The sequence below is a fragment of the Mammaliicoccus stepanovicii genome (assembly GCF_002902525.1).
In the GTDB taxonomy this organism is placed as follows: Bacteria; Bacillota; Bacilli; order Staphylococcales; family Staphylococcaceae; genus Mammaliicoccus; species Mammaliicoccus stepanovicii.
Genome location: NZ_PPQZ01000015.1, coordinates 119481 through 131864 on the forward strand (window position 1 = coordinate 119481; position 12384 = coordinate 131864).

8 protein-coding genes are annotated in these 12384 nt (G+C 33.4%); all 8 read left to right on the forward strand.

All coding sequences use genetic code 11. The features are described 5' to 3' along the window. A complete protein-coding gene (gene rseP, locus CD111_RS03190) occupies nt 1–1287 on the forward strand; it encodes an RIP metalloprotease RseP (protein WP_095088324.1) in 1287 nt (428 codons plus the stop codon). Between the two features lie 17 nt (nt 1288–1304). Next, entirely contained in the window at nt 1305–3008 is a 1704-nt protein-coding gene (locus CD111_RS03195; RefSeq protein ID WP_095088322.1) for a proline--tRNA ligase, read from the forward strand. Nucleotides 3009–3108: 100 nt separating this feature from the next. After that, the gene (locus CD111_RS03200) at nt 3109–7422 is read left to right on the forward strand and encodes a PolC-type DNA polymerase III (RefSeq protein WP_095090129.1); all 4314 of its coding nucleotides are present in this window, start codon (nt 3109–3111) and stop codon (nt 7420–7422) included. Between the two features lie 120 nt (nt 7423–7542). Beyond that, on the forward strand, nt 7543–8010 hold the full coding sequence (gene rimP / locus CD111_RS03205) for a ribosome maturation factor RimP (RefSeq protein ID WP_095088320.1): 468 nt from the start codon (nt 7543–7545) through the stop codon (nt 8008–8010). An 18-nt stretch (nt 8011–8028) separates the two neighbouring features. Next, entirely contained in the window at nt 8029–9096 is a 1068-nt protein-coding gene (gene nusA, locus CD111_RS03210; protein ID WP_095088319.1) for a transcription termination factor NusA, read from the forward strand. Nucleotides 9097–9113: 17 nt separating this feature from the next. Next, on the forward strand, nt 9114–9398 hold the full coding sequence (gene rnpM, locus CD111_RS03215; protein ID WP_095088318.1) for an RNase P modulator RnpM: 285 nt from the start codon (nt 9114–9116) through the stop codon (nt 9396–9398). Then, the gene (locus CD111_RS03220; protein WP_095088316.1) at nt 9395–9721 is read left to right on the forward strand and encodes a ribosomal L7Ae/L30e/S12e/Gadd45 family protein; all 327 of its coding nucleotides are present in this window, start codon (nt 9395–9397) and stop codon (nt 9719–9721) included. The genes rnpM and CD111_RS03220 overlap by 4 nt, the downstream gene beginning before the upstream one ends. Before the next feature lie 4 nt (nt 9722–9725). Then, nucleotides 9726–11864 (forward strand): translation initiation factor IF-2, encoded by a 2139-nt coding sequence (infB, locus tag CD111_RS03225; protein ID WP_095088314.1) that lies wholly within the window; start codon nt 9726–9728, stop codon nt 11862–11864. Nucleotides 11865–12384 lie beyond the last annotated feature (520 nt).

Below are 12384 nucleotides of genomic sequence, written 5' to 3' on the forward strand. Positions count from 1 at the left end.
GTGATTTATACAATATTAGCCTTTATTTTTGTTTTTGGTCTTTTAGTTACTGTTCATGAATATGGACATATGTTTTTTGCTAAACGCGCAGGTATAATGTGTCCAGAATTCGCAATAGGAATGGGACCCAAAATATTTTCATATAAGAAAAATGAAACGTTATATACGATTCGGTTATTACCGGTAGGTGGATATGTAAGAATGGCAGGTGATGGATTAGAACAAAATCCATTATCTCCAGGTATGCATATAGCTATTAAATTGAATGATGACAATGAAATAACACACGTCATTATGGATGATCAACATAAGTTCCAACAAATTGAACATTTAGAAGTAAAAGATAGTGACTTTGATGATGAAATTTATATCGAAGGTATTACTTCAAGTGATGATGAAAGACATCGTTTCAAAATTTCAAGAGAAGCATTTTTTGTCCAAAATGGTGATTTAATCCAAATTGCACCAAAAGATAGACAATTGATGAGTAAGAAACCATACCAAAGGTTTCTAACATTATTTGCAGGACCGTTATTTAATTTTATATTAGCATTAGTTATATTTATCGGATTAGCATATTGGTCAGGTGTGCCGACAAATAAACCTGTCGTTGGAGATTTAGAACAAGGCGGAGCAGCACAAACTGCAGGACTTAAAAAAGGTGACGAAATCATTTCAGTAGATGGGAAAAAGTTAAATAAATTTACTGATTTGCAACCAATTTTAAAAGAAAAGAAATCAAATCCGGTTGAATTTAAAGTGAATCGTAATGGAAAAGAAAAGACAGCTACAGTCAAAGCTAAAAAAACAAAAATGCAAGTCAGTAAGAATAAATACGAAACGAGATACATGGTTGGAGTTGTACAATCAAAAGAGCATACATTGTTTGGACCATTGGCTTATGGAACTGAACAAACAATAGCAGCCGGAAAAGTAATTTTCCAAGCTGTATTATCTCTGATTGGTAGTATCTTTACAGGTAGTTTCTCATTTGACATGTTAAATGGCCCTGTAGGTATATATAGTAACGTTGATACAGTTGTCAAAGAAGGATTTATTACTTTAATGAGTTTTACAGCACTATTAAGTGTAAACCTAGGTATCATGAACTTATTACCTGTTCCAGCTTTAGACGGTGGTAGAATATTATTTGTAATTTACGAAATGATTTTTAGAAAACCAATAAACAAAAATGCTGAAAGGGTTATGTTGTCTATCGGTGCAGTATTCTTAATATTTGTCATGATTATGGTTACTTGGAATGATATACAACGTTACTTTATGTAGCATAAAGGAGGAAGCGAATGAAACAGTCGAAAATTTTCATACCAACGTTAAGAGAAGTACCGGCAGAAGCAGAATCTGTTAGTCATAAACTCTTACTTAAAGCAGGTATGATTAAACAAAATGCAAGCGGGATATATAGTTATTTACCTACGGCGAAGCGTGTTTTAAATAAAATAGAACAAATTGTAAGAGAAGAAATGGAAAGAATTGATGGTGTTGAAGTATTAATGCCAGTTTTACAACAAGCTGAATTATGGAAAGAATCAGGTAGATGGGATGCCTATGGACCTGAGTTAATGAGAATGAAAGATCGTAATAGTCGTGAATTTAGTCTTGGTCCGACTCATGAGGAAGTGGTAACTTCACTTGTTAGAGATGAATTGAAATCTTATAAACGATTACCAATTACATTATTCCAAATTCAAACGAAATTTAGAGATGAAAAACGCCCAAGATTTGGTTTATTACGTGGTCGCGAATTTATTATGAAAGATGCATATTCTTTCCATGCAAATGAAGCATCTTTAGACGAAACATACAACGATATGTACAATGCCTATCATAAAATCTTCACGAGAGTAGGATTGAATTTCAGACCTGTATTAGCAGATTCAGGTGCTATTGGTGGTGACCATACACATGAGTTTATGGCACTAGCTGAAATTGGTGAAGATACAATTGTGTATAGTGACACAAGTGATTTCGCAGCAAATATCGAGAAAACTGAAGTTGTTTATACACCAAATCATGAGCATACACCAATTAAAGAACTTGAAAAAGTCGAAACACCAGGGGTACATACTGCCCAGAAATTAGCAGATTTCTTAAATGTTACGGTTGATAAAATCGTTAAATCAATGATCGTTAAAGTCGAAGATGAATATGTCATGATTTTAATAAGAGGAAATCATGAAGTGAACGATGTGAAATTAAAATCATACTTCAAAACTGAAAATATCGAAATGGCAAATGAAAATGAAATCTTAAATATATTAGGTGCGAAACCTGGTAGCATAGGCCCTGTTCATGTTGATAAAATTAAAATCTATGCTGATAATGATGTACAAGATATTAATAATTTAGCAGTAGGTGCTAACGAAGATGGATATCATTATTTAAATGCCAATGTTGATCGTGACTTTAATGTTGAAGCATATGGTGATTTTAGGTTTATTTTAGAAGGTGAATCATTACCAAATAATTTAGGTAAAGCAAAATTTGCCGAAGGAATTGAAGTTGGACAAGTATTTAAATTAGGTACAAAATATTCAGAAAGCATGAATGCGACCTTCTTAGATGAACAAGGTAAAGCAAGACCGTTAATTATGGGTTGTTATGGTGTTGGGGTATCTAGAACGTTATCTGCTGTTATCGAACAACATCATGATGATCGTGGTGTGATTTGGCCGAAATCAATTGCACCATACGACGTACATTTAATTGCTATAAATCCTAAGCAAGAAGCACAATTAGAGCTTGCTGATCAACTTTATGATCAACTTAGAAATCATTTTGATGTCTTATACGATGATCGTAAAGAAAGAGCAGGTGTTAAATTCAATGATGCAGATTTAATTGGTTTACCTGTTAGAGTTATGGTTGGTAAACAAGCAAGCGAAGGTATTGTTGAAGTTAAACGACGTGATAATTCTGAAAGTCAAGAAGTTCATATTGATGATTTGCAAGATGTTTTAAATGCGTTTTATGATGCTGTTAAATAACTGATAAGAATATAAAAATCTGATATAATATAAGATATTTAAAGAGGCTATTTAAATTAGCCTCTTTTTCATTTTGATGAAGGTGGTCATATAAGTGTCAATGACAGGGAAAGAGAAATTCCAAACGCTCCTCACACAATTGAACATAACCGATGAACTTGATAAAGAAATAATAGAACAGGGTGAGTTAACAAGAATAAATGTGTCACAAACGAAAAGGTTATGGCATTTTTATATTAAAATCCCTCACTATTTATCAAGTGAGATGTATCTTGTGTTTACCAATCAACTCAAGACTGTTTTTCAAAGTATAGCTGAAGTTGATTGGACAATAGAAGTGATGAATAAAGAGCAAAGCGATGAACAAATATTAAAATATATGCCTCACTGTATTGATGAGACAGAGCTTAGCGATAAAGTTAAACATCAATTAAAACAAAAACCGCTCATATTAGCTAATGATGTTATAAAAGTACAAGTGAATAACGATATAGAACGTGATTATTTTGATAAGAGAGTAAATGGTTCGCTAGTAAAAGCATTTACGAGATGTGGTTTTAATATTAATCGCGTACTGTTTGAAACAGTGGAAAATGAAGAACAAATGCAAAGAGAACTTGAGTCTTTCGAAGCACATATCCAAAAAGAAGATGAAGAAGCTGCGCGTATCGCATCCGAAAAAATGGAACGTATGAAGAAAGAAAAGCGTGAATCTGATAGCGAAGAAGGATCAGTATCTAGATGTCAAATAGGTAAAGATATTCAAGTTGATTCAATTCGTAAGATAGAAGATATTATAGAAGAAGAGTTTAAAGTGGCTTTAGAAGGTGTCATCTTTGATATTGAGATGAAAGAACTTAAAAGTGGTCGTCATATCGTGACGCTCAAAATTACAGATTATACGGATTCACTTATCCTTAAGATGTTTACTCGAAAAGGTAAAGATGATTTAGAGCATTTCAAAGCTTTAAAAGTAGGATCTTGGGTTAGAGCACAAGGTAGAATTGAACAAGATCAGTTTATAAGAGATTTAGTCATGATGATGACAGATATACATGAAATTAAGAAAGCGCCTAAACAAGATAAAGCACCAGATAAAAGAGTTGAATTTCATTTACATACATCAATGAGTCAAATGGATGGGATTACTCACATTAGCAAATATGTAAAGCAAGCCGCAGAGTGGGGACATAAAGCAATTGCTATTACCGACCATAACGGTGTTCAAGGTTATCCTGATGCACATGCAGCAGCTATGAGTAACGATATCAAAATGATATATGGCTTAGAAGGTATGCTTGTAGATGATGGTGTTCCAATAGCATATAAACCACAAGATATATCTTTAAAAACAGCAACATATGTCGTGTTTGACGTTGAAACAACAGGCCTCTCGAGTCAATATGATCAAATTATAGAGCTGGCAGCAGTAAAGGTTAAAGACGGAGAAGTGATAGATACATTCGAAAGGTTTTCTGATCCAGGGGTTCGATTATCTGAAACGATTAAAAATTTAACAGGTATTACGGATGAAATGTTGCAAGGTCAGCCAAAAATTGAAACGGTATTAACTGATTTTTACGAATGGGTTGGTGATGCAATTTATATTGCACATAACGCTTCATTCGATATGGGATTTATAGATACTGGATTTGAAAGAATAGGGCTTGGCGCAACTAAAAATGCAGTAATTGACACACTAGAATTATCAAGAACTGTTAATACGGAATATGGTAAACATGGTTTGAATTTCTTAGCAAAAAAATACGGTGTTGAACTGACACAACACCATAGAGCGATATATGATGCAGAAACAACAGCTCATATTTTCATAAAGATGCTAAAGCAATTAGAATCGCTTGAAGTTTATAATCATAATCAAATTAATGATAGATTATCAAATGATGAAGCATATAAACGTGCAAGGCCTTCACATGTAACTTTAATCGTTCAAAATCAAGTAGGTTTAAAGAATCTCTTTAAAATTGTGAGTGCCTCGCTCGTAGATTACTTCTATAGAACGCCAAGAATTCCTAGATCTCTGCTAAACAAACATAGAGAAGGTATTCTCGTTGGAAGTGCTTGTGATGAAGGTGAAGTATTTACAACTGTAATGCAAAAAGATCAAGATGAAGTTGAAAAAGTTGCACAATATTATGATTATATTGAAGTCCAGCCTAAAAGTTTATATCAAGATTTATTGGATCGCGATTTAATTAAAGATAATGAAACAATGGAAGAGATTTACGAACGAATCTTACAAGTTGGAGAAAAATTAAATATCCCTGTAATCGCGACAGGTAATGCACATTACTTACAAGAAAATGAAGCGATAGCTAGAAAAATATTAATAGCAGCTCAACCGGGAAATCCACTTAATCGCCAAACTTTGCCAAAAGCACACTTTAGAACAACTGATGAAATGCTAGATGAGTTTCATTTCTTAGGTGAGGAAAAAGCATATGAAATCGTCGTTAAGAATACTAATGAACTCGCAGATAGATTAGAAACCGTTGTTCCAATACGAGATGAACTATATACACCGAACATGGAAGGTGCTAACGAAGAAATTCGTGAAATGAGTTACAATAATGCAAAACAATTATACGGTGAAGACTTACCACAAATCGTAATTGACCGTTTAGAAAAAGAACTGGATAGCATTATTGGAAATGGGTTTGCGGTTATTTATTTAATATCGCAAAGACTTGTGAAAAAATCTTTAAATGATGGTTATTTAGTTGGATCTCGTGGTTCAGTTGGTTCAAGTTTCGTTGCGACAATGACTGAAATAACGGAAGTGAATCCATTACCACCTCATTATATTTGTCCATCATGTAAAGAAAGTCATTTCTTTGATGATGGTTCTGTAGGATCTGGCTTCGATTTACCAGATAAAAATTGCGAAAAATGTAATGTCCCTATGATTAAAGAAGGTCAAGATATTCCTTTCGAAACGTTCTTAGGATTTAAAGGAGATAAAGTGCCTGATATTGACTTAAACTTTAGTGGCGAGTATCAACCGATTGCACATAACTATACAAAAGAACTATTCGGTGAAGATAAAGTATTCAGAGCAGGAACAATTGGTACAGTTGCAGAAAAAACTGCTTTTGGTTATGTAAAAGGATATTTAAATGATCAAGGCGTCCATAAGAGAGCAGCAGAAGTAGATCGTTTAGTGAAAGGATGTACAGGCGTCAAGAGAACAACTGGACAGCATCCAGGGGGAATCATCGTCGTACCAGATTATATGGATATATATGATTTCACGCCTATTCAATTCCCAGCAGATGATCAAAAATCAGCATGGAAGACGACACACTTTGATTTTCATTCTATACATGACAATATCTTAAAACTTGATATTCTAGGGCACGATGATCCTACTATGATTAGAATGCTACAAGACTTGTCTGGAATTGATCCTAAAACCATTCCAATTGACGATAAAGAAACAATGAAAATATTTAGTACACCAGAATCACTTGGTGTAACTGAAGAGGATATATTATGTAAGACCGGAACATTTGGTGTACCAGAGTTTGGTACGGGATTCGTTCGTCAAATGCTTGAAGATACTAAACCAACTACATTCTCTGAATTAGTTCAAATTTCAGGTCTATCACATGGTACAGACGTTTGGCTTGGTAACGCACAAGAATTGATTAAATCTGGTACTTGTGACTTATCAAGTGTTATCGGATGTCGTGATGATATTATGGTTTACTTGATGTATAACGGGTTAGAACCTTCGTTAGCCTTTAAGATTATGGAAGCTGTACGTAAAGGGAAAGGATTAACAGATGAATTTGAAGAAGCAATGAAAGAAAATAAAGTGCCTGATTGGTACTTAGATTCTTGTAAAAAAATCAAATACATGTTCCCGAAAGCCCATGCTGCTGCATATGTATTAATGGCTTTAAGAATTGCATATTTCAAAGTACATTATCCACTATATTATTATGCTAGTTACTTTACTGTTCGTGCAACAGATTTTGATTTGAAAACAATGACTAAAGATAAAGAATCAATAAAAACCACTATTAAAGAATACTATAGTCGTTTTCATGAGCTTGCAAAAAAAGAAAAAGATGTATTAACAGTATTAGAAATAATGAACGAAATGGCACATAGAGGGTTTAAATTACAACCTGTCAGTCTAGAAAAAAGTGACGCCTTTGAATTTAAGATTGAAGGAGACACATTAATCCCACCGTTTATAGCGGTACCTGGCTTAGGTGAGAATGTTGCTAAGAGAATAGTTGAAACGAGACAAGATGGGCCATTCCTAGCTAAAGAAGACTTGAATAAAAAGGCAGGCGTTTCACAAAAAATTATAGAATATTTAGATGAAATGGGTTCACTTCCTAATATGCCTGATAAAGCACAACTTTCAATTTTCGATTTGTAACGCATATCCTTGATGAGAGCGCCTTTATGTGATATACTATTATTGCTTAAAATAATACTCTGACGTAAAAGAGTGGGACATTTCCCGCTCTTTTCTGTTTGTATTAAGAGGGAGGTCATTATGAGTAAAGTTGCAGCACACGTTGAGGAAATCATTCAACCAATACTTGAAGAATTAAATTATGAATTAGTAGATGTCGAATATGTTAAAGAGGGACCCGACTTTTATTTACGTATTGCAATTGATAAAGACGGTGGCGTTGATTTAAACGATTGCACAATTGCCTCTGAAAAAATAAGTGAAGTAATGGATAATAGCGATCCAATTAAAGAACCTTATTTTATGGATGTTTCATCACCTGGTGCAGAGCGTCCATTAAAAAAAGAAAAAGACTATCTAAATGCGATTGATCAACCTGTATTTATCTCATTATATGAACCTATAGATGGAGACAAAGATTGGTTAGGCGTTTTGAAGGATGTTACTGAAGAATCAATAACATTAGAAGTTAAAATTAAAACAAGAAAAAAAGATATCACATTGCCTCGCACGAAAATTGCTAAAGCACGTCGATCAGTGATGTTATAATTTAAAGGAGGATACATTGTGAAAGGTAATGAATTATTACTTGCAATCGAATACCTTGAGAAGGAAAAAAGAATACCACGTGAAGTATTAATTGATGCAATTGAAGCGGCTCTTATTACAGCATATAAGAAAAACTATGATAGTGCTAAAAATGTTAGAATAGAATTAAATCTTGATGAAGGCACATATAAAGTCATTTCAAGAAAAGATGTAGTTGAAGATGTTGAAGAGTATAGAGATCAAGTTGCTTTGGATACAGCTCTTTTAACGAACCCTGCATATGAAATTGGAGATGTCTTTGAAGAAGACGTTACACCTAAAGACTTTGGTCGTGTAGGTGCTCAAGCAGCTAAACAAGCAGTTATGCAACGTTTAAGAGATGCTGAGCGTGGTATCTTATACGATGAATTTATTGATAAGGAAGATGACATTGTAACGGGTGTTATAGACCGCGTAGATCATCGTTACGTATATGTGAATTTAGGCCGTACAGAAGCTGTGCTTTCTGAAGCCGAAAGAAGTCCAAATGAACAATACTTACCAAATGAAAGAATTAAAGTTTATGTGAATAAAGTTGAACAAACAACTAAAGGTCCACAAATTTTTGTATCAAGAACACATCCAGGTTTATTAAAACGTTTATTTGAACAAGAAGTTCCAGAAATTTATGATGGCACTGTTATTGTTAAATCGGTAGCTCGTGAAGCTGGAGATCGCTCAAAAATAAGTGTAACATCGGATAACTCTGATATAGATGCTGTTGGAGCATGTGTTGGAGCTAAAGGTGTTCGCGTTGAAGCTGTCGTGAATGAACTTGGTGGAGAAAAGATTGATATCGTTGAGTGGGATGAAGATCCTAAGGTATTTGTTAAGAATGCATTAAGTCCATCACAAGTCGTTGAAGTTATTGTTGATGAAGAAAAGCAATCTACAACAGTAGTAGTGCCTGATTATCAATTGTCATTAGCAATTGGTAAACGTGGTCAAAATGCACGTCTTGCTGCAAAATTAACTGGTTGGAAAATTGATATTAAATCAGAAACTGATGCTAAAGAAGCTGGTATTATTTCAACTGAAGAATCATAAAGTGAGGTGATTTTGCTATGAAAAAGAAAAAAATACCTATGCGTAAATGTATACTTTCTAACGAAATGAAACCTAAGAATGACATGATTCGTGTTGTGAAGAATAAAGAAGGCGAAATCAACGCTGATGCAACTGGTAAAGCGCCTGGTCGTGGGGCATATGTTTCTAAAGATTTAGAAATTGTTGAGAATGCTCAACAAAAAGGCAAGCTAGAGCGTTACTTTGAAAGCGATAAAGAAACACTTGAACCAGTTTACAAAGAAATTATTCGTTTAATATACCGTGAGCGTATACCTAAATGAGTATAAGTAAGAAAGACCAAATATTAAATTTGCTAGGTCTTGCAACAAGAGCAAGAAAGATCAAGACCGGTGAAGAAATTGTAATTAGTGAAATGAGAAGAGGCAATGTTAAACTTGTCATACTATCTGAAGATGCTGCATCAAACGTTACGAAAACAATAAAAAATAAATGTGCAACTTATCATGTAACACTTTTAACATTTGCTACACGCTTTGAATTAGGCTACGCAATTGGAAAAGAAAGCAGAGTGGTGTTGGGCATAACTGACATTGGATTTAGCAAGAAGCTAAAAACAATGATTCATGATTTTCATGAGGAGTGAGTATATGAGTAAAAAAAGAATATATGAGTATGCAAAAGAAATTAAGTTAAAGAGTAAAGATGTTATTGATGAATTAAAGAAGAATAATATTGAAGTATCAAATCACATGCAAGCATTAGAGGAGAAAGACATTAAAATTTTGGATAATAAATTTAAGAAGCAAAACACGACTAAAACAGAAAAAACAACAACTCAGGCAAATACGACTAGTAACAACAATCAACAATCTAACCAAAACAACAAAACACAAAACACAAATAATAAATCTAACAATCAACAGAAGAGCAACAATAAAAATAAAAAACAAAATAATAAAAAACAAAATAATAAAAAACAGAACAACCAACAACAGCAACAACAACCAAAAGAAGTTGTTAAAGAAACACCATCTTCAATTACATATGAAGAAGGTATTACAGTTGGTGAATTAGCTGATAAAATTAATAAAGATGCTTCTGAAATTATTAAAAAATTATTTTTATTAGGTGTTGTTTCAAACATTAATCAAGCACTTGATACTGAAACTGTTGAGTTAATTTGTTCTGATTATGATGTAGAAGCTGAATTAGAAGTGCACGTTGATGCTACTGATTTAGAAAACTATTTTGAAGAAGAAGAAGCTGATGATGCACGTTTAATCGAGCGTCCTGCTGTTGTTACAATCATGGGACACGTTGATCATGGTAAAACAACTTTATTAGATTCTATTCGTAATACACGCGTTACAGCTGGAGAAGCTGGTGGAATTACACAACATATCGGTGCATACCAAATTGAAAACAACAATAAGAAAATTACTTTCTTAGATACACCAGGACATGCCGCGTTTACAACAATGCGTGCAAGAGGTGCTCAAGTTACAGATATTACGATTTTAGTTGTAGCAGCTGATGATGGTGTTATGCCTCAAACAATTGAAGCAATTAACCATGCTAAAGCAGCAGAAGTACCAATTATCGTTGCAGTAAACAAAGTAGATAAGCCAACAGCTAACCCTGATAGAGTTATGCAGGAACTTGGCGAATATGGTCTTTACCCTGAAGATTGGGGCGGCGACACAATCTTCGTACAATTATCAGCTATCCAGGGTGATGGTATTGATGATTTATTAGAAATGATTGGACTCGTTTCTGAAGTTGAAGAATTAAAAGCTAATCCAAATCGCGCGGCTGTAGGAACAGTTATCGAAGCTGAATTAGATAAATCACGTGGTCCAGCTGCTTCATTATTAGTACAAAATGGTACATTAGAAGTAGGAGACTCATTAGTAGTAGGTAACACATATGGTCGTGTTCGTGCTATGGTAAGTGATTTAGGTAAACGTATTAAAACTGCTGGTCCATCAACACCAGTTGAAATTACTGGATTACAAGATGTACCTCAAGCTGGTGACCGTTTTGTTGTATTCAAAAATGAAAAACAAGCGCGTCAAATTGGTGAAAAACGTCAACAAGAAAACATCTTAAAACAACGTCAAGATAGCAAGAGTGTTTCATTAGACAACTTGTTTGAACAAATGAAACAAGGCGAAATGAAAGATTTAAATATTATCATTAAAGGTGATGTGCAAGGTTCAGTTGAAGCTTTAGCAGCATCATTAATGAAAATTGATGTTGAAGGTGTCAATGTACGTATCATCCATACTGCTGTAGGTGCAATTAATGCATCAGATGTTACACTTGCTGCAGCATCACAAGGTATTATTATAGGATTCAATGTTAGACCAGACTCTGGTGCTAAACGAGCAGCAGAAGAAGAAAATGTAGATATGAGATTGCATAGAATTATCTATAAAGTAATCGAAGAAATTGAGTCTGCAATGAAAGGATTATTAGATCCTGAATTTGAAGAACAAGTAATTGGACAAGCTGAAGTACGTCAAACATTCAAAGTATCTAAAGTAGGTACGATTGCCGGAAGTTATGTAACAGACGGTAAAATTGCAAGAGATGCAAGCGTAAGAATTATCAGAGATGGTATTGTTATATTTGAAGGTGAATTAGATACACTAAAACGCTTTAAAGACGATGCTAAAGAAGTAGCTGCAGGTTATGAATGTGGTATTACAATCGAGAAATTTAACGATATTAAAGAAGGCGACATTTTCGAAGCCTTTAAAATGGTTGAAATCGAAAGAAAATAAATATTATATATGGGGATGAATATCCTGTCTCAAAGACCGTGGGATATAAATATTCATTTTCAAAAAAGAGAGCTAATCCATAATTTGGGGATTAGCTCTCTTTTTTGTGCAAAATCGTGATAAATATTTATATTTATGCGAAGAAAATGAAGATCTTCGTATAATTTAATTAATCACTATAAAAACCAAAGTAACGAAGTGCCATATGTATAAAATTATAATATGCCTCAATTAATGCTAACACTAGATATTGAAGTCTTAATTTTAGAAAATGATTCATAGAATAAGATTTCATTTAAGCGTTAGGCTTATTAAATTGTTAAATATAAACGTGATTTTAAATTATATGAAAATCATAAATGTAGTGAATACCAATTATTCAATTTATGTCAAAAAACATAACTAAAGTACAAATGAAAAAATACACAAACAAAGAAAAATAATTTTCAAATTGAAAAATGTTTAAAACAAGCTTTTGTATTATAATCACTAAAAATCTATTATTCAAAATATTTAGAAC